22 protein-coding genes are annotated in these 24027 nt (G+C 63.1%); 15 read left to right on the top strand and 7 right to left on the bottom strand.

Annotation, left to right across the window (positions count from 1 at the left end; genetic code table 11):
• The first annotated feature begins 65 nt into the window (after positions 1–65).
• Positions 66–1574: an aldehyde dehydrogenase gene (locus ACJO2E_RS15480; RefSeq protein WP_406965003.1), complete on the top strand. Its 1509-nt coding sequence runs from the start codon at positions 66–68 to the stop codon at positions 1572–1574.
• A gap of 55 nt (positions 1575–1629) precedes the next feature.
• On the opposite strand, the gene ACJO2E_RS15475 is transcribed toward ACJO2E_RS15480, so the two are convergent.
• Complete coding sequence (locus tag ACJO2E_RS15475; RefSeq protein ID WP_406965002.1) at positions 1630–2994, bottom strand: glutamine synthetase family protein; 1365 nt, start codon at positions 2992–2994, stop codon at positions 1630–1632.
• 222 nt (positions 2995–3216) lie between these two features.
• Between ACJO2E_RS15475 and ACJO2E_RS15470 the strand changes: the two genes are divergently transcribed.
• The 5 genes from ACJO2E_RS15470 (at position 3217) to ACJO2E_RS15450 (ending at position 8266) form a co-directional block, all read left to right on the top strand.
• Complete coding sequence (locus ACJO2E_RS15470) at positions 3217–4056, top strand: gamma-glutamyl-gamma-aminobutyrate hydrolase family protein (protein WP_406965001.1); 840 nt, start codon at positions 3217–3219, stop codon at positions 4054–4056.
• 240 nt (positions 4057–4296) lie between these two features.
• Positions 4297–5403 carry a polyamine ABC transporter substrate-binding protein gene (locus ACJO2E_RS15465; RefSeq protein WP_406965000.1) on the top strand — a complete coding sequence of 369 codons (1107 nt, stop codon included), beginning with the start codon at positions 4297–4299 and terminating at the stop codon, positions 5401–5403.
• 2 nt (positions 5404–5405) lie between these two features.
• Positions 5406–6524 carry a polyamine ABC transporter ATP-binding protein gene (potA, locus tag ACJO2E_RS15460; RefSeq protein WP_406964999.1) on the top strand — a complete coding sequence of 373 codons (1119 nt, stop codon included), beginning with the start codon at positions 5406–5408 and terminating at the stop codon, positions 6522–6524.
• Positions 6525–6558: 34 nt separating this feature from the next.
• Entirely contained in the window at positions 6559–7458 is a 900-nt protein-coding gene (locus ACJO2E_RS15455; RefSeq protein WP_406965288.1) for an ABC transporter permease subunit, read from the top strand.
• Entirely contained in the window at positions 7451–8266 is an 816-nt protein-coding gene (locus ACJO2E_RS15450; protein WP_406964998.1) for an ABC transporter permease subunit, read from the top strand. The genes ACJO2E_RS15455 and ACJO2E_RS15450 overlap by 8 nt, the downstream gene beginning before the upstream one ends.
• Before the next feature lie 22 nt (positions 8267–8288).
• Here the strand turns inward: ACJO2E_RS15450 and ACJO2E_RS15445 are convergent, their stop codons facing one another.
• Positions 8289–8918 carry a TetR family transcriptional regulator gene (locus ACJO2E_RS15445; protein ID WP_406964997.1) on the bottom strand — a complete coding sequence of 210 codons (630 nt, stop codon included), beginning with the start codon at positions 8916–8918 and terminating at the stop codon, positions 8289–8291.
• A 162-nt stretch (positions 8919–9080) separates the two neighbouring features.
• Between ACJO2E_RS15445 and ACJO2E_RS15440 the strand changes: the two genes are divergently transcribed.
• From ACJO2E_RS15440 to ACJO2E_RS15430, 3 genes are read left to right on the top strand one after another with little or no spacing between them, the layout of a single operon-like run.
• On the top strand, positions 9081–10262 hold the full coding sequence (locus ACJO2E_RS15440) for an efflux RND transporter periplasmic adaptor subunit (protein ID WP_406964996.1): 1182 nt from the start codon (positions 9081–9083) through the stop codon (positions 10260–10262).
• 4 nt (positions 10263–10266) lie between these two features.
• Entirely contained in the window at positions 10267–13431 is a 3165-nt protein-coding gene (locus tag ACJO2E_RS15435) for an efflux RND transporter permease subunit (RefSeq protein WP_406964995.1), read from the top strand.
• Positions 13428–14858, top strand: coding sequence for an efflux transporter outer membrane subunit (locus tag ACJO2E_RS15430; RefSeq protein ID WP_406964994.1), 1431 nt, complete (start codon positions 13428–13430; stop codon positions 14856–14858). The genes ACJO2E_RS15435 and ACJO2E_RS15430 overlap by 4 nt, the downstream gene beginning before the upstream one ends.
• 69 nt (positions 14859–14927) lie before the next feature.
• Here ACJO2E_RS15430 and ACJO2E_RS15425 read toward each other — a convergent pair whose 3' ends face one another.
• Complete coding sequence (locus ACJO2E_RS15425) at positions 14928–15872, bottom strand: homocysteine S-methyltransferase family protein (RefSeq protein WP_406964993.1); 945 nt, start codon at positions 15870–15872, stop codon at positions 14928–14930.
• A gap of 302 nt (positions 15873–16174) precedes the next feature.
• On the opposite strand from ACJO2E_RS15425, the gene ACJO2E_RS15420 reads away from it, so the two are divergent.
• Positions 16175–16837: a TetR/AcrR family transcriptional regulator gene (locus ACJO2E_RS15420; RefSeq protein WP_406964992.1), complete on the top strand. Its 663-nt coding sequence runs from the start codon at positions 16175–16177 to the stop codon at positions 16835–16837.
• A gap of 20 nt (positions 16838–16857) precedes the next feature.
• Here ACJO2E_RS15420 and ACJO2E_RS15415 read toward each other — a convergent pair whose 3' ends face one another.
• Both ACJO2E_RS15415 and ACJO2E_RS15410 read right to left on the bottom strand, forming a co-directional pair.
• Positions 16858–18069 (bottom strand): FAD-dependent oxidoreductase, encoded by a 1212-nt coding sequence (locus ACJO2E_RS15415; protein ID WP_406964991.1) that lies wholly within the window; start codon positions 18067–18069, stop codon positions 16858–16860.
• Between the two features lie 99 nt (positions 18070–18168).
• The gene (locus ACJO2E_RS15410) at positions 18169–18513 is read right to left on the bottom strand and encodes a winged helix-turn-helix transcriptional regulator (protein ID WP_406964990.1); all 345 of its coding nucleotides are present in this window, start codon (positions 18511–18513) and stop codon (positions 18169–18171) included.
• Positions 18514–18723: 210 nt separating this feature from the next.
• On the opposite strand from ACJO2E_RS15410, the gene ACJO2E_RS15405 reads away from it, so the two are divergent.
• Genes ACJO2E_RS15405 through ACJO2E_RS15395 form a run of 3 tightly spaced genes read left to right on the top strand, consistent with a single transcriptional unit; the run spans position 18724 to position 20871 of the window.
• Entirely contained in the window at positions 18724–19332 is a 609-nt protein-coding gene (locus tag ACJO2E_RS15405; RefSeq protein ID WP_406964988.1) for a glutathione S-transferase family protein, read from the top strand.
• A 50-nt stretch (positions 19333–19382) separates the two neighbouring features.
• Positions 19383–19586 (top strand): tautomerase family protein, encoded by a 204-nt coding sequence (locus ACJO2E_RS15400; RefSeq protein WP_406964987.1) that lies wholly within the window; start codon positions 19383–19385, stop codon positions 19584–19586.
• 58 nt (positions 19587–19644) lie between these two features.
• A complete protein-coding gene (locus ACJO2E_RS15395) occupies positions 19645–20871 on the top strand; it encodes a benzoate/H(+) symporter BenE family transporter (RefSeq protein ID WP_406964986.1) in 1227 nt (408 codons plus the stop codon).
• A 12-nt stretch (positions 20872–20883) separates the two neighbouring features.
• Here the strand turns inward: ACJO2E_RS15395 and ACJO2E_RS15390 are convergent, their stop codons facing one another.
• Positions 20884–21774 carry a LysR family transcriptional regulator gene (locus ACJO2E_RS15390; RefSeq protein WP_406964985.1) on the bottom strand — a complete coding sequence of 297 codons (891 nt, stop codon included), beginning with the start codon at positions 21772–21774 and terminating at the stop codon, positions 20884–20886.
• Positions 21775–21882: 108 nt separating this feature from the next.
• Here ACJO2E_RS15390 and ACJO2E_RS15385 point away from each other — a divergent pair, with 108 nt between their 5' ends.
• Complete coding sequence (locus ACJO2E_RS15385) at positions 21883–22323, top strand: DoxX family protein (protein ID WP_406964984.1); 441 nt, start codon at positions 21883–21885, stop codon at positions 22321–22323.
• A 27-nt stretch (positions 22324–22350) separates the two neighbouring features.
• Positions 22351–23133 carry a dioxygenase family protein gene (locus tag ACJO2E_RS15380; RefSeq protein ID WP_406964982.1) on the top strand — a complete coding sequence of 261 codons (783 nt, stop codon included), beginning with the start codon at positions 22351–22353 and terminating at the stop codon, positions 23131–23133.
• 19 nt (positions 23134–23152) lie between these two features.
• Here the strand turns inward: ACJO2E_RS15380 and ACJO2E_RS15375 are convergent, their stop codons facing one another.
• The gene (locus ACJO2E_RS15375) at positions 23153–23866 is read right to left on the bottom strand and encodes an extensin-like domain-containing protein (RefSeq protein WP_406964980.1); all 714 of its coding nucleotides are present in this window, start codon (positions 23864–23866) and stop codon (positions 23153–23155) included.
• Positions 23867–24027: the final 161 nt, after the last annotated feature.

Genomic DNA, 24027 nt, shown 5'->3' with positions numbered 1-24027 from the left:
GGGACCTGTAAGGAAGCCCGATAGTTCGCCTGATATTGACCGATTCCATTGCCTGCGAGGCGCCCATGTCCAACACCGCAACACCCACCACCCGTGACCAGTGGCAACAACGGGCGGACCGACTCGTCTTCGAGGGGCGCGCCTACATCAATGGTGCCTACCAGTGGGCGGTCAATGGCGATACCTTCCCCTGTATCAGCCCGGTGGATGGCCGGGAGCTGGTGCAGGTGGCCAGTTGCGACCAGGATGACGCGGAACAGGCGGTCATCGCCGCCCGCCGCGCCTTCGAACAGGGCACCTGGAGCCGCCTGGCGCCCACCGAACGCAAGCAGGTGCTGATCCGCCTTGCCGATCTGATCGAAGCCCACGGCGACGAACTGGCACTGCTGGAAACCCTGGACATGGGCAAGCCCATCACCCATGCCCGCACCGTGGACGTGCCCGCCACTGCCCGGGCCATCCGCTGGACCGCCGAAGCCATCGACAAAGTCTATGGTGAACTGGCAGCTACGCCCCAAGACCAGATCGGCATGATCTCCCGGGAGCCCATGGGCGTGGTGGCCGCCATCGTGCCCTGGAACTTCCCCATGATCATGGCCGCCTGGAAGATTGCCCCGGCCCTGGCCACCGGTAACTCGGTGATCCTCAAGCCGTCGGAGAAGTCGCCCCTGACCGCCATTCGCCTCGCGGCACTGGCCGAGGAAGCCGGCATTCCGCCGGGCGTGTTTAACGTGCTGCCCGGCTTCGGCCACACCGTGGGCAAGGCCCTGGCTCTGCATATGGATGTGGATTGCCTGGTATTCACCGGCTCCACCAACGTCGCCAAACAGCTGATGATCTACGCCGGCCAGTCCAATATGAAACAGGTCTGGCTGGAGGCCGGCGGCAAGAGCCCGAACATTGTCTTCGCCGACGCCCCGGACCTGAAGAAGGCCGCCGCCGAGGCCGCCAGCGCCATCGCTTTCAACCAGGGCGAGGTATGTACCGCCGGCAGCCGGTTACTGGTGGAGGACAGCATCCGCAGCGAGTTCATCGGACAGGTCTGCGACGCCCTGAAAGCCTGGCGCCCCGGCCATCCGCTGGATCCGGCCACCACCTGCGGGGCCATCGTCGACCAGGCCCAGTTGGATCGCATCATCGAGTACATCCGCATTGGTCAGGCCGAGGGTGCGCAACTGGTCACCGGTGGCAAACGGGTGATGGAGGACACCGGCGGGCTGTTTGTGGAACCGACGGTGTTCAATAACGTCCTCAACCCCATGCGCATTGCATCGGAGGAAATCTTCGGGCCGGTACTGTCGGTAATCAGCTTCAGCACTGCCGAGGAAGCCATCGCGATTGCCAACGATTCCATCTACGGCCTGGCGGCAGCGGTGTGGACGTCCAACCTGAACACGGCTCACAAGGTCGCCAAAGCCCTGCGGGCCGGCAGTGTGTGGATCAACCACTATGACGGCGGCGATATGACCGCGCCGTTTGGCGGCTTCAAGCAGTCAGGCAATGGCCGTGACAAGTCACTGCATGCCTTCGACAAGTACACGGAGCTCAAGGCGACCTGGATCTCGCTCGACTAGTCTCCGGTCGATACGAAACCGGCGCCTGTGTGGTGCCGTTTTCACATCCGGATCATCACACGGTATGGAGATACCAGAGGTACTCCAGGTCCGAGATCGTCATCTCGAATTCGTTGAGCTCGTGCTCCTTACAGGCCACGAACACCTCCAGGAAATCCCGCCCCAGATAGTCTTCCATTACCGCTGACTGAGCCAGTTCCCGCAGGGCATCCCGCAGGTTGTTCACCAGACTGGCCTCGTGCTGCTCATGGGCATTGCCTACGGTCATGGGTGGCGGTTCGATGCGGTTGGTGATGCCGTAATGGATGCCCGCCAGCACTGCGGCCATCAGCAGGTAGGGGTTGGCGTCGGCGCCAGCCACCCGGTGCTCGATACGCAATGCCTCCGGATCACCACCGGGCAGGCGCAGCGAGGCCGTGCGATTATCCACGCCCCAGGTGGGCGCGCTGGGCACATAGTATTCCGGGCTGAAGCGGCGGTACGAATTGATGTTGGGGCAGAACAACGCCATGGCATCGTTCATGGTGGCCACCAGCCCGCCCACGGCCCAACGCAACAGGTCGTTGGGCTGCTCGGCATCACCGGCGAAAACGTTCTTACCGTCCTGGTCCACCAGACTCACGTGCAGGTGCATGCCACTGCCCGCCTGGTGGTGGTACGGCTTGGCCATGAAGGTGGTGTCCATCTCATGGTCGTAGGCCATGTTCTTGATCAGACGCTTGAGCAGGGTGGCATGGTCACAGGCCCGCACCGCGTCGTTCACGTAGCGCAGGTTCACCTCGAACTGGCCGGGGGCGGATTCCGCCACCAGCGCGTCGGCGGGCAGTTCCTGCTCATGGGCTGCATCCAGCACATCCGCCAGGAATTCCGCATATTCGTCCAGATCGTCGATGGAGTACGCCTGTGTACCCGCCGGGCGCTTGCCGGAAATCGGCGACTTGGGCGGCTGGGGCCGGCCAGCCAGGTTCTCCTGATCGATCAGGTAGAACTCCATCTCGTAGGCCGCCACCGGGGTCAGCCCTATCGCCTCGAAGCGTTTGACGATGTTCTGCAGCACCACCCGTGGATCGGCGAAGAACGGCGTCTCCCGGTCCAGCTCGTACATGGTCAGCAGCAATTGGGCGGTGGGCCGCTTCTGCCAGGGTTCCATGGTGAGGGTGACGTCGATGGGCAGGCAAACCCGGTCCGCCTCGCCGATATCCAGACCCAGGCCGGTCTCTTCCACTGTTGTGCCCTGGATATTAAGCGCAAAGATGGAGGCCGGCAGGGCAATGCCCCGCTCGAACACTTTGGCCAGGGTCGACGGATCCACCCGCTTGCCACGGACAATACCGTTGATATCCGGAATCAGCAGGTCGACAAACTGCAGCTCGGGATGCTTCTGAAGGAAGGCGTCGACGCTCGCTAAACCAGAACCCATAGGAAAGCCTTTCGGAACTCACACTCAACCCGTGCAGAAGGGCCGGCACAGGCGTGTCTCAGCGTCCTTTATCCTGCTTTCCGCGCGCTTTTGCAAGATACGCATATGCCGTAGCGGCGGGCCCATGAAATCGCTGGCGCAGGGGGGCAGCCCGTGCTAGAAATTGCGCAATCTCTGACCAGCCCAAGCGGCGCTGGCATCCTCGCCTCAAGGAGGCACCCATTGAGCACACCGAACGCCCCCGATACCCCCTGCTACCCGTTGATCGGCATCAGTGCCTGCAGCCAGCACACTGACGGTGAGCACCCGATTTTCACCTTCGGCGAAAAGTACAGCCGCGCCGTGAGCGAGGGCGCCGACGGCATACCGGTCGCCATCCCGGCCCTGGGGACGGGATTGCCATTGCAACAGCTGGTGGACCGGCTGGACGGCATCCTGCTCACCGGTTCCCCCTCCAATATCGAACCCCACCATTACCGGGACCAGGGCAGCGAACCGGGCACCGCCCATGACCCCAAACGGGACGCCACCACCCTGCCCCTGATCCGCGCCGCGGTAGCCGCCGGTGTACCCATCCTGGGCATCTGTCGCGGCTTCCAGGAAATGAACGTGGCCCTGGGCGGCACCCTGTACCAGAAGCTCCACACCACCGGTCGCTTCCGGGAGCACCGTGAGGACAAGGGCACGCCACTGGCAGAACGCTACGCCACCGGCCATGACATCCGGATCCTGCCGGATGGTCGTCTTGCCCGGATCTGGCCCCAGTCGGACTCGGTCTACGTGAATTCGCTGCACGAACAGGGCATCCGAGACCTGGCCCCGGGGCTGCGGGTGGAGGCTGTTGCCGAGGATAACCTGGTGGAGGCGTTTTCACTCATCAACGCACCGGCCTTCACCCTGGCAGTGCAATGGCATCCGGAATGGCAGTGGCATCCCTGCCATGATGTGGGGGATTTCCCCTTCTACCGCGCGCTTCTGGGCGCGTTCGGCGAGGCCTGTGCAAAGCGGGCCCGGGCCCGTCAACCCTCACAGGAAGCGAAAAGCGTAGCGTCTTTGCAGTGACACCGTTCGGATAAGCACAAATCACCATGCCGGGCGTTAAATTTTTGATAGCGCCCTGCAAAAAGTCGTGATAAATATCGCGAGAATTCGGCAGGTTCCCACCGCCGTTTCCAGGACAAGCCTCAAAGGAGTCTCGGGCGACTTCCCAGCCGCCAGAAGGCCACCCTCAGCAGACCTGCACAACACTGCGTACCTCCTGTACGTTTTGCATTAATCCCTTTTCTATGAGGGACAACACCCATGTTGAAGTTGTGTAAGCCCGCGGCCCTGGCGGCCGCTATTGCTGTATCCCTTGGTTCGTCTGTCGCTCTGGCGGCCGGCGAGGTGCGTGTGTACAACTGGTCGGACTACATTGCCGAGGATACCCTGGCGAAGTTCACCGAAGAGACCGGCATCAAGGTCATCTACGACGTCTACGACAGTAATGAGATCCTGGAAGCGGCGCTGTTGTCCGGCCGTTCCGGCTATGACCTGGTGGTACCGTCCAACCACTACGTGGCCAAGCAGATCTCCGCCCAGGCCTTTGCGCCTCTGGACCACGACAAGCTGCCGAACATGACCCACCTGAATCCGGACCTGATGAAGCAGCTGGAAAAGGTCGACCCGGGCAGTCAGTACGCCATCCCTTATCTGTGGGGCACCAACGGCTACGGCTATAACGAAGCCCGTATCCAGCAGATCCTGGGTGACGACGCCCCCACGGACTCCTGGGCCCTGGTGTTCGACCCCGAAGTGACCGGCAAGCTGGCCGCCGGTGGCTGCGGCATTGCCATGCTGGATTCCGGTGAGGAAATGGTGCGTGCGGCCATGGCCTATATCGGCCTGGACCCGAACAGCAATAGCGCCGACGACATCAAAAAGGGTGGCGAGGTGATCAAGGCTGTGCGCCCGAATATCACCTATTTCCACTCTTCCCGTTACATTGCGGATCTGGCCAATGGTGACCTGTGCGTGGCCGCCGGCTATTCCGGCGACATCCTGCAGGCCGCTGCCCGCGCCGAGGAAGCCGACAACGGCAACGTGATCCTGTACACCATCCCCAAGGAAGGCGCGGTGCTGTGGTTTGACATGATGACCATTCCCGCCGGCGCCCCCAACGTGGATAACGCCCACAAGCTGATGAACTTCCTGATGCGACCGGAGATCATTGCCGACATCACCAACTACGTGTGGTACGCCAACCCCAACAGCGCTGCCAACGAGTTCGTGGATGCGGAGATCCTCAGCGACACCAGCATCTACCCCACCGATGAGGTGATGAAGAAGCTGTACCTGATGGAAGGCCGGCCCCAGGACGCCCAGCGCCTGATGACCCGCACCTGGACCAGCGTTAAGTCTGGTCGCTAGGCGTGGCGAGCAGCATCGACACCTCCGCGCAAGCGGAGGTGTTACTCAGCATCGACGGTATTTCAAAAAGCTTCGACAGCACACTGGCTGTAGATAACGTCAGCCTGGACATCCACCGGGGCGAGATCTTCGCTCTGCTGGGTGGTTCCGGCTCTGGCAAGTCCACCCTGCTGCGCATGCTGGCGGGCTTCGAAAGGCCTGACACCGGTCGCATTGTGCTGGACGGGCAGGACATCACCGATCTGCCGCCCTACCTGCGGCCCACCAATATGATGTTCCAGTCCTACGCCCTGTTCCCCCACATGACGGTGGAGCAGAACATCGCCATGGGCCTGAAACAGGACCGGCTGCCAAAGGCCGAAATCCGCGACCGCGTTGAGGCCATGCTCAGGCTGGTCAAGATGGAGCCCTTTGCCAGGCGTAAGCCTCACCAGCTTTCCGGTGGTCAGCAGCAGCGTGTAGCCCTGGCCCGCTCCCTGGCCAAGCGCCCGAAACTGCTGTTACTGGACGAGCCCATGGGTGCCCTGGACAAGAAACTGCGCACCGAGATGCAGCTGGAGCTGGTGGACATCCTGGAGAAGGTCGGCGCCACCTGCCTGATGGTGACCCACGACCAGGAAGAAGCCATGACCATGGCCAGTCGTATCGCCATCATGTCCCAGGGCTGGATTGCGCAGGTTGGCTCACCCATTGATATCTACGAAAGCCCCAACAGCCGTATGACGGCGGAATTCATCGGATCGATGAATATTTTCGAGGCCAGCATCCGCGCGGACGAGGCGGACAGCATCACTCTCACCAGCGACCTGCTGGATGCACCGGTGTTCATCGACCGGGGCGTCACCACGCCTGCGGAAACCACAGACACCCTGATTGCCCTGCGACCGGAGAAGATTTACCTCACCACCGACAAACCGGAGGGTGACAGTAACTGGAGCCAGGGTACGGTGGACAACATCGCCTATTTAGGGGACATCAGCTCCTATTACGTGAAGCTGGCCAGCGGTAAGCGGGTGCAGGCCACCATGGCCAACGTCGAGCGTCGCGGCGAACGGCCAACCTGGGGCGATAGTGTGTTCGTCTCCTGGGAAGCCTCCAGCCCGATATTGCTGTGGAACTGATACCGTGAAGCACAGACTGACCCCGACGCCCGTCATGGAGCGTGTGCGCGCCGTGCTGCTTCATCGCCGCGTGGTGTTCGGCATCCCGTTCCTGTGGCTGCTGCTGTTTTTCCTGCTGCCCTTCGCGCTGGTGCTGAAGATCAGCTTCTCCAGCGCGGTGATGGCGATTCCGCCCTACGAGCCGGTGGTGCAGTGGGCGGATGATACCTTTTCCATTGTCCTCAACTTCGGCAACTACCTGTTCCTGGCCTCGGACAGCCTGTACATCGCCGCCTACTGGGGTTCGGTGAAAACCGCCTTCCTGGCCACCGTGTTCTGTCTGCTGATCGGCTACCCCATGGCCTATGCCATAGCCCGGGCGCCGAAGCACTGGCAACTGGTCTTCCTGCTGATGGTGATGATGCCATCCTGGACCTCGTTCCTGATCCGGGTCTATGCCTGGATGGGCATCCTCGGCAACCAGGGCCTGCTGAACAGCCTGCTGCTGTGGCTCGGCGTGATCAGCGAGCCCCTGCGCATGCTCAACACCAATTTCGCGGTGGTGCTGGGCATAGTGTATGCCTACCTGCCCTTCATGGTGCTGCCCATCTACACCAACCTGGTGAAGCTGGATCTGCGTCTGCTGGAGGCCGCCTCAGATCTGGGGTGCCGCAGCCTGACCACCTTCTGGCGTATCACACTGCCACTGTCAAAGGCCGGCATCATCGCCGGGGCCATGCTGGTGTTCATCCCGGCAGTGGGTGAGTTCGTGATTCCGGAACTGCTGGGCGGGCCCGATACGCTGATGATCGGCAAGGTGCTGTGGGAGGAGTTCTTCAACAACCGCGACTGGCCGGTGGCCTCAGCGCTGGCCATCGTCATGCTGGCCCTGCTGCTGATTCCCATCGTGTTCTTCCACCGGTTCCAGGCCCGGGAGATGGAAAAGCATGGGTAGAATCAGCTTCTCGAAAGCCATGCTGGGGCTGGGACTGCTGTTCCTGTACCTGCCGATGGTGGTGCTGATCGTGTACTCGTTCAACGCCTCGCGGCTGGTTTCGGTGTGGGCCGGGTTTTCCACCCACTGGTACGGCGAACTGTTCCGCGACCAGCAGATCCTGGCAGCGGTGTGGATGAGCCTGCGTATTGCCTTCTATTCCGCCAGTATGGCGGTGTGCCTGGGCACCCTGTGCGCCTTCGTGATGACCCGCTTCCGGCGCATGCGAGGGCGCACCCTGCTGTCCAGCATGATCACCGCCCCGCTGGTGATGCCGGAGGTGATCACCGGTCTGTCACTGTTGCTGCTGTTCGTACAGATGGCCCAGCTCGTGGGCTGGCCCCAGGACCGGGGCATGGTCACCATCTGGATCGCCCACACCACCTTCTGCAGCGCCTACGTGGCCGTGGTGGTGAGCGCCCGCCTGCGGGAAGTGGACCGCTCCGTGGAGGAAGCTGCCATGGACCTGGGCTGCACGCCCCTGAAGACCTTCTTCGTCATCACCCTGCCAGTGATCGCCCCGGCCCTGGTGTCCGGCTGGCTGCTGGCCTTCACCCTGTCACTGGACGACCTGGTCATCGCCAGCTTCGTCTCCGGCCCGGGGGCCACGACCCTGCCGATGGTGGTGTTCTCGTCGGTGCGGATGGGGGTGTCACCCAAGATCAATGCCCTGGCCACGATCATCATCCTGGCGGTGTCGGTGGTGGCGTTTATCGCCTGGTACTGGATGCGGCGGGCAGAGAAGCGGCGGCTTACCGACCGGAGCTGACATAACCCCCTGGAGACGGGGCCTACTCCTTCCCGAAACAGTTCTGCAGGGAGTAGAAGTAGGCATCAATCACCTGTTCCGACTCGTTCTCCATATCAAAGGTTTCCGGAATCAGCAGCCAGGTGTAGATCAGGCCGGTGAGCTGCACGTGCAGGTGCACCACCGCCCGGTCCACGTCCAGGTTCCCGGGTAGCTGGCCACGCTCGATGGCATTGCGAAGTACCATGGCCATACGCTCGGAGGCTTCCCGGAAGTTCTCCCGGCGGCGGCTGCCCAGGGGTTCGTTCTCTTCGGTGAGTTCACTCTTCAGGAACATGATCTCGAACACCCTGTGCCGTCGGGGGTCGCGGGCGATCTCCTGGGTCAGGTAGAGCAGGAACTCCCGGAACCGGCCCAGGGGATCGCTCTCGTCCGGATCTTCCATCAGTGCCTTGAGCATTTCCAGCGGCAGCTTCTGCCGGTCCATCATCGCTTCGAACACATCGTGCTTGTTCTTGAAGTGCCAGTAGATGGCCCCCCGCGTGACACCCGCCTCCGCCGCAATGTCATTGAGTGACGTGCGCGACACACCCTTGCGATAGAACACCACCTCAGCCGCTTCAATCAGCTGCTCCCGGGTTTTCTGGGCGTCTTCTTTGGTGCGTCTGGCCATGGGTGCTCCTGTAAATAACGCGTAAGGGCAGTAAATGTCACTATACATACATTCATGAATGTATGTATCATCGTGTTTACCGTTATACGTTGTTGTGCCTTGTGCGCCGGGGAGCCCCGCCATGGACCCCGGCGCCTTTTTATTGGATAGAGGTCACTACCCATGCGCCATTCTACGCAATCCCTGCTCCTGTTGCTGATTGCTTCTGCTCTGCTGTCCGCCTGTGGCCAGCAGCAAACCGGTTCCGCCCAGGCCGCCGGTCAGCAACCACCGCCCCAGGCCGGCTTTATCACCGTCGAAGAAAAGCCCTTTATCCTGGTCAATGAATTGCCCGGTCGCACCTCACCCTATCAGGTGGCCGAAGTCCGCCCCCAGGTCACTGGCCTGATCGAGGAACGCCTGTTCGAGGAAGGGGAAACCGTGGAAGCGGGTCAGGCCCTGTACCGGATTGATGCCAAGCGTTACCAGGCCGCCCTGGCCAGTGCCCAGGCGGAACTGGCCAACGCCCGCGCCAACCGGGACAAGGCACGCCTTACCGCCAACCGCTATGAATCCCTGATCGGCAACGGCGCCATCAGCCAGCAGACCCTGGACGAGGCCCGCACCACCCTCAGCGCCGGCAACGCCCAGGTGGCCGCCGCCGAGGCCGCCGTGGAAAGCGCCCGTATCGACCTGGACTACACCACCATCCGCGCCCCCATTGATGGGCGCATCGGTCGCTCGACGGTCACCGCCGGTGCCCTGGTCACCGCCAACCAGACCACGGCCCTGGCCACCATCCGCCAGCTTGACCCGATCTATGTGGACCTGACCCAGTCCTACGAGGAACTGAGCCGCCTGCGATCGGCCATGGCCAGCGGCCAGCTGGAAACCGTGGGCGAGGGCAAGGCATCGGTGACTCTGGCGCAGCAGGACGGCACCGTCTACCCCCACGAGGGCACCCTGCAGTTCTCGGAGTTCGCCGTGGGCGAGGCCACCGGCTCGGTCACCCTGCGGGCCCTGGTGCCCAACCCGGATGGTGCCCTGCTGCCGGGCATGTTCGTCCGTGCCCGCCTGCCCCAGGCGGAGCGTGACAACGCCATCCTGGTGCCCCAGAAAGGCATCTCCCGGGAACCCAGCGGCCAGGCCACCGCCCTGGTGATTAACGAGGACAGCACCGTGGAGAAGCGCAACGTCACCACCGAGAAAGCGGTCGGGAACCAGTGGCTGATCAGCGACGGCCTCAGGGCCGGTGATCGCCTGATCGTTGATGGCCTGCAGAAAGTCCAGGTCGGCAGCCCGGTCACGCCGGTGGATGTGAACGACGGGGCAACCACCGCCGCAACCGACAACGCACAGGGCTGACACCATGGCACGCTTCTTTATCGACCGCCCCATCTTTGCCTGGGTGATCGCCATCATCATGATGCTGGCGGGGGCCCTGGCCATTACCAACCTGCCGGTGGAGCAGTATCCCACGGTAGCGCCGCCGGAGGTGACCATCTCCGCCAACTACCCCGGTGCCTCCTCCGAGGCGGTGGAGGACTCGGTAACCCAGGTCATCGAGCAGGAAATGAACGGCATCGACAACCTGCTGTACATGTCCTCCACCAGTGATTCTTCCGGCAATGTCCAGATCACCCTGACCTTCGCTGGCGGCACCGACCCGGACATCGCCCAGGTGCAGGTACAGAACAAACTGCAGCTTGCTACCCCGCGCCTGCCCCAGGTGGTGCAACAGCAAGGTGTGCAGGTCACCAAGTCGTCGGACAGCTTCCTGATGGTGGTGGCCTTCACCTCCAGCGACGACAGCCTGAGCCAGTCGGACATTGCCGACTATGTCGCCGCCAATGTGCAGGACCCCATCTCCCGCACCCAGGGTGTGGGCCAGGTCCAGCTATTCGGCGCCCAGTACGCCATGCGCGTGTGGCTGGACCCTAACAAACTCAACCAATACAACCTGACTCCCGCGGACGTGACCGGCGCCATCGAGGTGCAGAACAACCAGGTGGCCGGCGGCCAGTTGGGCGGTGCGCCCTCGGTGGAAGACCAGCAGATGAACGCCTCCATCGTGGTGCAGACGCTGCTGGAAACCCCCGAGGAATTCGGCGAGATCCTGCTCAAGGTCACCGCAGACGGCTCCCGGGTTCGCCTGGCGGACGTTGCCCGGATTGAGCTGGGTTCGGAGTCCTATAACATCGTTGGCAGCTACAACGGCAAGGCCTCCGCCGGCATCGGCATCAACCTGGCCTCCGGCGCCAATGCTCTGGACACAGCCGAGCAGGTCAGGGAGCGTATCGGGGAACTCAGCGAATACTTCCCGGACAGCCTGGAAGTGTCCTATCCCTACGACACCACGCCGTTCGTGGAAATCTCCATTATGGAGGTGGTGAAGACCCTGTTCGAGGGCATCGCCCTGGTGTTCCTGGTGATGTACCTGTTCCTGCAGAACTTCCGCGCCACCCTGATCCCCACCATCGCGGTGCCGGTGGTGCTGCTGGGCACCTTCGGGGTGCTCTACGCCTTCGGCTTCTCGGTGAACACCCTGACCATGTTCGGCATGGTACTGGCGATCGGGTTGCTGGTGGACGACGCCATCGTGGTGGTGGAAAACGTCGAACGGGTGATGGCGGAAGAGGGCCTGGGCCCGGTCGAGGCCACCCGCAAGTCCATGGGCCAGATTACCGGCGCGCTGGTGGGTATCGCCCTGGTGTTGTCGGCGGTGTTCGTACCCATGGCGTTCTTCCCGGGCTCCACCGGCGCCATCTACCGCCAGTTCTCCATCACCATTGTGTCCGCCATGGTGCTGTCGGTGCTGGTGGCGCTGATCCTGACACCGGCCCTGTGCGCCACCATGCTCAAGTCCCACAAGGGCGACCACAACACCAAGGGCGGCTTCTTCGGCTGGTTCAACCGCAGCTTCGACAGTGCCGCCAACCGTTACCAGGGTCGTGTGGGCAAGATCATCGGCCGCTGGGGGCGCTACAGCTTCCTCTATGTGGTGATTGTCGGCGTACTGGCCTTCAGCTTCATGCGCCTGCCATCCGCCTTCCTCCCGGAAGAGGACCAGGGCATCCTGCTGACCCAGGTGCAACTGCCGGTGGGTTCCACCCAGGGGCAAACCCTGGAGGTGCTGGACAAGGTGGAACACTACTTCCTGGAAGAGGAGTCCCAGGCGGTGGAATCCGTCTTTACCGTGGCCGGCTTCAGCTTTGCCGGCCAGGGCCAGAACTCCGGCCTCGCCTTCGTGCGGCTGAAGGACTGGAGCGAACGGGATCTGGAGCAGGACGGGGTAAATGCCGTCATCGGCCGTGCCATGGGGGCCTTCTCCCAGGTGCGTGAGGCGGTGATCTTTGCCCTCAACCCGCCGGCCATCCCGGCCCTGGGCGTGGCCAGCGGCTTCAACTTCCAGCTCCAGGACCAGGGCGGCCAGGGTCACCAGGCCCTGGTGGACGCCAGCAACCAGTTGCTGGGCCAGGCCAACCAGAACCCCGCCCTGACCCAGGTGCGCTACAACGGCCTGCCGGACGCACCCCAGTACCGTCTGGATGTGGACCGCCAGAAGGCCCGCGCCATGGGCGTCTCCCTGGCGGATATCAACACCACCCTGTCGGTGGCCTGGGGCTCCAGCTACGTCAACGACTTTGCCGACCGGGGCCGCATCAAGCGGGTCTATGTCCAGGCGGACGCTCCCTTCCGCATGCTGCCGGAGGATATCGACAACTGGTACGTGCGCAACGGCGATGGCGAGATGGTGCCCTTCTCCAGCTTCGCCACCGGCGAGTGGACCTACGGCGCCCAGCAGTTGCAGCGTTATAACGGCGTCTCGTCCATAAACATCCAGGGCAATGCCGCCGCCGGCTTCAGCACCGGGGACGCCATGGCCGCCATGGAGGAACTGGCCGCGGAACTGCCCGGCGGATTCGGCTTCGAGTGGACCGGTCTGTCCTACCAGGAGATCCAGTCCGGCGACCAGGCGCCACTCCTCTATGCCCTGTCGCTGCTGGTGGTGTTCCTGTGCCTGGCCGCCCTCTATGAAAGCTGGTCGATTCCGTTCTCGGTGATGCTGGTGGTGCCCCTGGGCATTATCGGCGCCGTGCTGGCCGCCAATCTCCGAGGCCTGAACAACGACGTGTTCTTCCAGGTGGGTCTGTTGACCACCATCGGCCTGTCGTCCAAGAACGCGATCCTGATCGCGGAATTCGCCCAGGATCTGGAGAAGAAAGGCCGTAGCCTGCTCCAGGCCACCCTGGAAGCCACCCGCATGCGGCTGCGCCCGATCCTGATGACCTCTCTGGCCTTCGGCCTCGGCGTTACCCCGCTGATGCTCAGCTCCGGGGCCGGGTCCGGCGCCCGTCACGCCATCGGCACCGGCGTGTTCGGTGGCGTGGTGGCGGCCACCGTGCTGGCCATCTTCTTCATCCCGCTGTTCTATGTGCTGGTACGCCGGATCTCCGGCGTGCCCCTGCACGGTCACCGGGACGACACCAACGACGACCATCAGGTCCTGGAATCACAGGAGAATCCGTCATGAAGGCCCTGATACCCGCGCTGGCCGTGGCCCTGACCCTCGGCGGCTGCAGCATGATTCCCGATTACCAGACACCGGACGCCCCGGTGCCGCAAGCGGTGGGCGACGGCAACCAGGATGTGGATACGGTGGTCCTGCCGGGCTGGGAAACCCTGTTCCCGGACCCGCAGCTACGGGCCCTGATCCACACCGCCCTGGCCAATAACCGTGACCTGGAACTGGCCATGCTGGATGTGGCCGAAGCCCGGGCGCAATACGGCATCGAGGGTGCCGCCCTGTTCCCGGAAATCGGCGCCAGTGCCGATGGTACCCGCCAGCGTTTGCCGGCGGACCTGAGCGGCACCGGTGACAGCACCATCACCAGTCAGTACAGCGTGGGCCTGGGCGTGGCCGCCTATGAGCTGGACCTGTTCGGCCGGGTGCGCAGCCTGGAGGAATCCGCCCTGCAAAGCTACCTGGCCACCGAGGCCGCCCGCCGCAGTGCCCGGATCACCCTGGTGTCCGAAGTGGCCAACGCCTACCTGACACTACTGGCCGATGGCCAGAAGCTGCGCATCAGCGAGGACACGGTGGAGGCCCAGCAGGCCTCGGTGGACCTGGTCCGCCAGCGCTTCGACGCCGGGCTGGCCGCGGAGCTGGATGTCCGCCAGGCCGAAATTGCCCTGGAAACCGCCCGCACCAGCCGGGCACAGCTACGTCGCCAGGTGGAACAGGATCGCAATGCCCTGTCGGTCTTGGTGAGCGGCCCGGTACCGGAAACGCCGGAAGGCAATGTGATCGACCCGTCGGTGACGCTGCTGGCCGGTGTGCCGGCGGGGCTGGACTCCTCCGTGCTGCTGCAGCGGCCGGACATCCGCCAGGCGGAGTTCAACCTACGGGCCGCCAACGCCAACATCGGCGCGGCCCGGGCGGCCTTCTACCCGAGCATCACCCTGACCGGGTCCGCCGGCACCGCCAGCGCCGACCTGTCCGGGCTGTTCGAGGGTGGCTCCGGCACCTGGTCCTTCGCCCCCAGTATCAACCTGCCGATCTTCACCGCCGGACGGCTGCAGGACAGCCTGGATGTGGCGGAGATCCGCCGGGACAAGGCCGTGGTCCGCTACGAGCAGGCCATCCAGACCGCCTTCCAGGAGGTGGCCGATGCCCTGGCCGCCCGCGCCTACCTGGCGGAGCAGGTGGAAGCCCAGGCCAGCCTGGTGCAGGCCACCGAGCGTTCGCTGACCCTGGCCCAGGCCCGCTATGAAGGCGGTGCTGACGATTACCTGGCAGTACTGGATGCCCAGCGGGAACTGCTCAGCGCCCGCCAGGCCCTGGTGGACACCAAACTGCTGCGGCTGGCGAACCGGATCACCCTGTACCGGGCATTGGGTGGAGGTGAGTATGCGTCGGAGTCCCTGGTGATTGGTGAGGGCGGAGACAACGTTCAGTAGCCTCCCCCGCAATGTAGAAACCCTCGCTCGCAGCGGCTGAACGAGGGTTTTCTTTCTACCGGGCGGCCGTCAGTGTCGGCAACAGGTGTCAATTGCCTGGATGTGGCGGACATCGGTACCGCAGCATCCTCCCAGCAGGGTCAGGTGATCAAAACGTTCACGCAACGACGCGTACAGCTCTCCCAGTTCCGCCGGGTTGCCGTCGTCCAGTTCCGTACTGTTATCCAGCTCCTGATGACTCTTGCGGCTGGCATTGGCACGCAGCCCCCGGATGCGGCGGGTCCAGTCGGCGCCAGGCTCCAGCCCCTTGCTGAAGTGCTCGGGATGAGCGCAGTTGATCATGTAGTAGGCTGGCGCAGCGTCCGTTACCTCGTCCACGGTGCGGATGGCCTCCCCCAGACTGACACCACTTGGCAGCCGGCCATCGGTTTCCGTGGTGAATGACACCACGGAAGGCATGCCGGCGGACACCGCCGCCTGGACGATACCGATGGCCTCTTCAACCGTGTTCAGGGTCAGTGCGGCCACCAGGTCGGCGGCGGTGTCCCTGAAGGTATCGATCTGGGACTGATGGTAGGCCCGGGCCTCCTCGATAGTCAGCTCTCCGGACGGGGTGTAGCCATCGCCCTTCGGGCCGATGCAGCCACTGATTACCATGGGCGTTTCCGGGGTCTCATGGCGCTCACGGATGCGCACCATCAAGGCCACGGCCCGGCGGTTGGCGTCCGCCAGTTCCGCCTCGCTGTAGCCAAGCTGTTGCCCCCAGGCCTTGCTGGCCCGCCAGGTGGGCGTCTCCAGGATCAGCCCACGCCGGGACTTGCGGGCAATGTCCACATAGGGCTCGAAGTACGCCTCCAGCTTCTGTTCGCCCTCCCTGGTGGACAACAGGTCAAAGGCGGCAAACAGGGGCAGTTCCACACCGTCCAGAAAGATCAGCGTGGATTCCAGTCCGCCGTCCAGCAGGAAGATCCGGTTGTCCAGTTGTGGCAGGTGGTTTCGGTATTTCGCAGTCATTTCGTTTCACTCCTTGGCCATTTGCCATGACGCGGGGTACCACGCCCGGGGGCGTAACCGGTATGGATACATTCCCCTTCCCCGCACTAATCGTTTACTATTTGCACAATGTTGCAATTCGAAGTATCCGGCCGGACAACAGACAGTCTAGGGAGGCCCGCGCCGGAAAGCAGTGGACCGGGAGTACGGACTTTTTCATTATTTTTCTGATTTATAATCAGTGGATTAGGTTCATTAGCCCCGGAAGTATGACGATCGGTGACAGGACAGGGTCTTTTACTGGACCGGAGGTACAGTTAAGGATGGCTACACGCACCAACAGCAGCCGTGAACGGATTCTGGCCACCGCAGAGTCGCTGATTCTCCAGAAGGGCTATGTGGGCACCTCCATTGAGGACATCCTTGAGAAGGCGGCCATTACCAAGGGCGGTTTCTTCTATCACTTCAACGGCAAGAGTGCCCTGGCGGAAGCGCTGGTGGAACGCTACCTGGAGCAGGACCGGCAGGTCTTCGGTGAACTGCTTGAACGCGCCGACAGCCTCAGTGAGGACCCACTACAGCGACTGCTGATCTTCCTCAACCTGCTGGCGGAGATGGTCGGCGGAATGACTTCCACCCACCCCGGGTGTCTGGTGGCGGCCTTCACCTACGAAATGCAGCAGTTTGACGACATTGTCCGCCAGCGCATGAAGGACGGGTTGATGGAATGGCGAACCATGGTGCTCGACCGGCTGACCATCATCGCCGGGCGCTATCCGGCCCGGGTTCCGGTTTCCATTGAGGCCCTGGCCGATATGTTCAGCTCCTGCCTGGAGGGAGGCATCGTGCTGGCGAGAGTGCTGGACGACAATAAGGCGCTGATTGAACAGGTGCATGCGTATCGCACACATCTGCGGCTGGTGTTTGATCCGGCCGTCACGGTAGCGGTCTCTGACCGGGCCGCGTCAGCCACTACCTCACCCTGATCGCCCCCGACCGTTACGAACTACAACCACTTCTGCTTTCGACCCGCAACGGTTTCCGCCATCTGCCTGCGCAGCCAGGGCACCTTGCGGGAGAGGGGCAGTGTCAGGTCCCGCAGACCGGCGGCACCCTTGAGGTTGGACTGGAACAGCGGCGTCAGCCACCAACTCATGCGCTGATAGAAACGGATGGCACCCCGGCGCTGGTTGGCATAATGCGGCCACACCTCCTCCCAGCGACGACAGTCGGCCAGGGCCCGGGCCATGGCCACGGCGTCCAGCAGGGCCATGTTGGCCCCCTGGCCCAGTTGCGGGCTCATGGCATGGGCGGCATCGCCGATGACCCCGATCCGCCCCTCGCCCCAGTGATCCAGGACCACGTCGCGATACGTGGCGGGCACCAGGTCACTGGCGGAACCGATGCTTTCCACCAACGGGCCCAGCTCCGGCCACAGGTCCGTGACTTCCCGCTTCCAGTGGGTCAGGGGAAAGTCATCTTCCTGCCAGGAAGCCATGTCAGCCACCGGCAGGCTCCAGAAAAAGCTGACCATGGGTTGGCTGCCATTGCCGGGAACCGTGCCCGTAGGCAGCATGCCCAGCATGCGGTGAGCGCCCTGGTAACGCTGTTGCAGCAGCGGCTTCGAAAAGGTCGCCAGGCCATCGGTCAGCGGGCGGATCAGCCACATGGCTCCCCAGGGATACTGGCGGTTATAGCGGACCAGGGATCGCGGGCGCAGGGTGCTGGCACTGCCGTTGGCTACCAGCACGCCGTCGAAACGTTCCTGGCTGGTCTGATCCTGCTGCCGGAAGGCCACCATGGTGCCGGTGGCCGCGTCACCCAGTGAGAGTACTTCACAGCCGAACCGGCGCTCATGGGGCAGGTCCGCCAGTGCCTCATCCAGCACATGGCACAGGGCGGCACGATGCACCCCCAGGCCGGCTACCTGCTCCCCCTGGCCCAGATCCCGGTAGGCCACATCCATGATGGCCCGCCCATCGGTGGTGCAGCCGTACAGGGCATCAACCCGCTGGCCATATTGCCGGATCGTCGCCAGGCACCCCAGCTCCGCCATGGCATCCAGCCCGGCGGGCTGCAACAGTAACCCGGCACCCACCGGCGCAAGGGATTCCGCTCGTTCAAACAGTGTGATGTGATGGCCCTGCCGGGCAAGCAGGGTGGCGGAGGCAAGCCCGGCAGTGCCGGCACCGATGATGGCAATGTGTTGAGGTTTCATTGGAATATCCCTTTCCCAGGCAGCGATAGGTGTCTTCTGTTGGCGAATACGCCACGACAACCTCCAGTTGGGTTAAACGACGGTTCTTTGCTGTCGGCGTCAGCCATTTAACTCCTTCAGCCTGTGTCCGACGCTGACAATGGCATCGATGGCCGGCTTGAGTTCACCGCCCAGTTCCGTCAACCGGTACTCCACGCTGGGGGGTGAGGTGGGTTCCACCCGCCTTTCCACCACGCCGTCGGCCTCCAGCTTTTTCAAGCGGGCGGTCAGCATCTTGGCGGAAATGCCGGGAATATCATCCTTAAGTTCGCTGAATCGTCGGGGACGCTCACTCAGGTACCAGATGATATTGGGGGTCCAGGCTCCGCCGATGATACTCAGGCATTCATTCAGCGGGCATTGCTCCGGTGGTTCTTCCACGGGGTTCTTGCGCCTTGGTAGCATGGTCCAGCGTCTCCTTCTGCGCGCCGATCGCCATCGGTATCCCCCAGACGATCGACTTTCGACAATGGGTAACTATAGATCACCTGGTTACCAGGCGGTAACCGGAGAATCATATAACTTAAAGAAACCAGGTATCTTTTGGTAACCACTGGATCTATGCTCCTCAAACACTGGTTGCCCCAGTGACATCATCAACGGAAGGAGCCCCACATGTACACACTTTACTACCTGCCCGGCGCCTGCTCGCGCGCCATTCATGCCCTGCTGATCGAGTTGGGCGCAGACGTTCAACTGGTCCATCGCAACCCGTCGCCGGACTTCGCCAGACTCAACCCCACCGGCCAGGTGCCGGTGCTGGTGGACAACGACCTGGTGTTGCGGGAAGGCGCGGCGATTGTACTCTACCTGCTGGAGAAGCATGCGCATGCCATGCTGCCATGCCCCGGTGCAGACCGGGCCCGTTTCACCCAGCAACTGATGTTCGCCAACGCCACCCTGCACCCGGCCTACGGCAGGCTGTTTTTCATCAGCCAGCACATCGACCATGAACCAACCCGCCTGGCGGCCCTGGAACAGGCTGCCCGGATGATCAGCGACCTGTGGCAAACCGTGGACCGCACCCTGGCCACTTCGCCCTTTGTCTGTGGCGCGCAACCGACCGTCGTGGATATGATGCTCACGGTGTACGCCAGTTGGGGCGAATTGTTTCCGGTGGATATCCCGGTCGGAGAGAACGTCCAGCGCCTGTTAACCGACCTCGCGCAACACCCCTCGTTTGTAAAAGCCGTGGAACAGGAACAGGCTCACCAGGCCGCCTGAATCCAGCGCCCCGCAGGATTGGCGGGGCACCGATCCAAGGAGAGACATCCATGCCATTCGTTAATATCCGCGTTACCGACACCGGCGTCACCCGGGAGCAGAAAGCCCGGCTGATTGAGGGAACCACACAGCTACTGTTTGAGGTCCTGGAAAAACCGCCTTCGGCCACATTCGTGGTGATTGATGAGGTCGATATGGACAACTGGGGCGTCGCTGGCGAACCGGTCTCCGAACGGCGGCGCAAACGAACCTGATCATACATCGGGGCCGACACATCGGGGTGAACGGCCCCATGAACCCATGGAATCTGTCATGAAGTTTCTCAAGGATCTGTCCCTGTCCGCCATCAACGCGGGTTTTGTCACGGTGCTGGTGGGTTACACCAGCTCGGCGGTGATCATCTTCCAGGCCGCCCGGGCCCTGGGCGCCTCACCGGAAGAGGTCGGCTCCTGGTTGCTGGCCCTTGGTATCGGCATGGCGGTGACCAGCATTGGTCTGTCCCTGCGCTACCGCATGCCCATTGCCACCGCCTGGTCCACCTCCGGCGCCGCCATGCTGATTACAGGGGCCTCCGGCATTTCCATGTCGGAAGCCATTGGTGCCTTTATCGTGTCGGGGCTGCTGATGGCCGTATCCGGCTTCTCCGGCTGGTTCGAACGGGTTATGAACCGCATCCCCCTGTCCATTGCCGCCGGCATGCTTGCGGGCATCCTGCTGCAGTTCGGGCTGGATGCCTTTGCCTCGCTGAATTCGTCGTTCGGGCTGGTGTTCGCCATGTTCGCCTCGTACCTGCTGGCCCGGCGACTGATCCCCCGCTACGCCATCCTGGTGCCACTGGTGCTGGGTGCGACCATCGGCCTGGTGCAGGGCTCCGTGGATTTCGCGGCGGTGGAACTGGCAGTGGCAACCCCCGTCTGGGTGACACCCACCTTTACCCTGGACGCCCTGATCGGCGTGGCTCTGCCCCTGTTCGTGGTAACCATGGCCTCCCAGAACCTGCCCGGGCTCACGGTACTGCGGGCGTCGGGCTATAACGCGCCGGCATCGCCGTTGATTGGCTGGACCGGCACCGCCACCGTGTTGCTGGCGCCCCTGGGCGGCTTCGCGATCAACCTGGCGACCATCACCGCCGCCATCTGCATCGGCCGGGAGGCCCACGAAGATCCCGGCAAGCGCTACGTTGCGGCCATGGCGGCCGGCTTTTTCTACCTGCTGGTGGGCCTGTTTGGCGCCACCGTGGGTGCGGTGTTCGCGGCCTTTCCGAAAGAATTCATCTTCGCCATTGCCGGTCTTGCCCTGCTCAATACCATCGCCAACAGCCTGGTGACGGCGCTGCGTGAGGAATCCCACCGGGAACCGGCCCTGATCACTTTCCTGGTGACCGCCTCGGGCGTGACCCTGTTTGATGTGGGATCGGCGTTCTGGGGCATGGTGGCCGGGGGGCTGGCACTGATGATATTGAATGCCGACAGCAAGCGTCCGTTACTGAAACCGTCAACGACCTCCGCAAAGCCGGAGGCCGGGAGTCCGCGGGAGTAACGGCAGCCCGCATTACAGGGAGTCAGGGAAGGCAGACACCAGGAAGTCCACCAGCGCCCGCACCTTGGGGGTGACGAACTTGCGGGTCGGATAGACGGCGTACACCCCCAGCTCCGTGGACGGATAGTCCGGCATCAGCTCCACCAGGGTGCCGGCCTCCAGCGCCTCGTTCACCAGGAACCCCGGTTGCAGCACAATGCCCTGGCCCGCCAGGGCCGTGGCGACGCAGGTTTCCCCGTTGCTGGCGACCATCCAGGGGCGGGTGCGGACACTGACCTCGCCCTCCGGTCCGCTGAAGGGCCAGTCGTTACCGCCGGTGAAGTAGCTGTAGGCAATAACCCGATGGTCCGCCAGCTCCCGGGGGTGGGTCGGTTCGCCGTGGCGCCGGAGGTAGTCCGGCGAGGCACAGGGTTTCAGGTGGGTGGTGGCGATGCGCCGGCTGACCAGGGTGGAATTCCGTAGCCTGCCTATCCGAACGGACAGGTCGTAGCCCTCCTCCACCACATCCACGGTGCGGTCCGAGAGGTCGATGGTCAGTTCCACCTCGGGAAAGCGTTCGTGAAACTGTCCCCACAGGGGCGCCAGATGACTGATCCCGAAACTGACCGGCACGTTGATGCGCAGCATGCCCCTGGCCACATCCCCCCGGGAGGTGACCTCCGCTTCCGCCTCCTCCACCGACGCCAGCAGCTCACGGCAACGGATATAGAACACCTCGCCTTCCGACGTCAGGGACAACCGTCGGGTGGTCCTGTGCAGCAACCTGACCCCCAGCCGGGATTCCAGCTCACTGACATAGCGAGACGCCGCCGCCTTGGAAACCCCAAGGTGTTCGGACGCGGCCACAAAGCTACCCGCCTCCACTACGGTGCAGAAGGTCTGCATTTCCAGCAATCGGTCCATGGTCGATTATCTCATTATCAGGAACAATTAATTCAATATAGGCTTATTTATCCCGAATATCGATACCGATAATCTACTCCCATATTCACACACCTGGGAGACCTGATTATGAACAACGCATTCATCAACAAACTGCTGTCCACCAACGCTGGCTGGGGTGCACTCGCCCTGCGCATTCCCGTAGGCATTATCTTTGTGGCCCACGGCGCCCAGAAACTGTTTGGCTGGTTTGGTGGCTACGGGCTGGAAGGCACCGGCCAATGGATGGATTCCATCGGCCTGGGCCCGGGCATCGTCATGGCCCTGCTGGCCGGGGCCGCGGAATTCTTCGGTGGCCTTGCACTCATTGTCGGCCTGCTGGTGCGTCCCGCAGCTGCCGTACTGGCCTTCGCCATGCTTATCGCGATCTTCAGCGTGCATATCGGTAACGGCCTGTTCATGAGCAACAACGGCTACGAATTCGGCCTGGCCCTGCTGGCGGTCTCGGTTTCGCTGCTGTTCAGTGGTGCTGGCCGGGCCTCGGTGGACCGTCTGCTGGCCCGAGCCTGATCACACCCACGGGAGGAGGCTAGAGGTATGAGTCTGTTCATTTCCCATGGCGCCCCCACCTTTGCACTGGAGCCGGGCCTGGCGGGCCCGGCCCTCACCCGGCTGGGCCGGCAACTGCCCCGGCCGGCTGCCGTGCTGGTGGTGTCGCCTCACTGGATGACCCGGGACCTGCAGGTGGGTCTCTCGCCAGCGCCCGCCACCATCCATGATTTCCGGGGCTTCGAGAAGGCGCTGTATGACCTGCAATATCCGGCCCCGGGACATCCGGACCTGGCCCGACAGGCACTGGAACACCTGGAGGAGGCCGGCTGGCAACCGGCCCCTGAGCCGGAGCGAGGGCTGGACCACGGCGCCTGGGTGCCCATGCGTTACCTGTACCCGGATGCCTCGGTGCCGGTGTTCCAGGTATCCCTGCCGATAGACCTGGATAGCCGTTCGGCCTGGCAACTGGGCCGGGACCTGGCCCCCCTGCAGGACGCCGACGTGCTGATCGTCGGCTCCGGCAGCCTGACCCACAATCTCCATGAGGTGAACTGGGGCAGGGAACGGGGAGCGGACTATGCCCGCGATTTCAGTCACTGGGTACGCCACGTCGTGCTGACCCGGGATCACCGGTGCCTGCTCAACACCCTCAGGGAGGCCCCCCATGCCAGCCGGGCTCATCCCACCAGCGAGCATTTCCTGCCACTGCTGGTGGCGGCGGGAGCGGCCGGCGAAGGCGCAGCCGCAACGCTGATTGAAGGCGGCATCGAACACGGCGTGCTGTCCATGGACAGCTTTGTCTTCGGGTCTGCTATCCCGCCTGCTTAAGGAGTCTCTGAATAACGCCTTAACGGCAGATCCCGAACCGGCTGGTATCCAGGTGGAAGTGGTTTTCGTGGGGCTGGTTGTAGTCCGGTCCCAGCACCGTACCGAAGTAGTCGCAGGCCGCCTGGTGAACATCCTTGAGGAACTCGCTCCGGGCCGGTTCCTGCTCATTGTCCCAGTCGTCCAGCACAGAAATACGCCGACCGTCCGCCAGGCGGAAGGCCGCTACATCCAGGGCGGCGGCACGGGCATGCTCGCTGCGCCGCGCGTTCTCGCGATGGTAGATATTGCGACAGGCAAAGGTCCCGTAGTGGTCCAGTTGTGCCACCGGGCTGCCCAGGTGTTGCCGGGCCAGGGGCTGGAGGTGCTGCTGCTCGAACATCACCCACGCCGCCACCAATGGGCAGGTGGCGGTAAAGGTGGAGCTGAGTTCGACACTGGTTCGGCTGACCCGGACCACATTGGTAAGCGGGCAGGATTCCACCGGGGTATAGTCCTCCAGCGGTAAATGATCCAGCCAGGCGTCCGGGGCGGTGGCCAGCAACTCCGTGCATTGTTGCTGGTCGTCCCGGAGACCGGTGAGTTTCAGGCGGGTAATCGGTGTCATGGGATGATCCAGTTCAACCCGGGCCCAGGGATTCCATTCCGGTGGGATATACTGCCAGGCCCGATAGTAGTCCACGGCCACCATGACCAGGATCAGCAACAGCCAGAAAATCAGCGCAGCTCTCGACAAGGACATGCTCCCTTACGGACACCGTCGTTCCGCCAACCCGGCATCTGCGGCGGCCTGGCGGAGCCCCGTACATCATCCCTGAAAACCATCGATTACAACAACCGGCCCTGGTGCATAAGCCCGTAAGGAAGCACTCACTTGTACGCTGACGGCAACTGACC

It is taken from the genome of Marinobacter shunpengi (assembly GCF_045449695.1).
GTDB lineage: Bacteria > Pseudomonadota > Gammaproteobacteria > Pseudomonadales > Oleiphilaceae > Marinobacter.
Note: the sequence above shows the minus strand (reverse complement) of the source record. Positions and strands in the feature narration are given on the sequence as shown.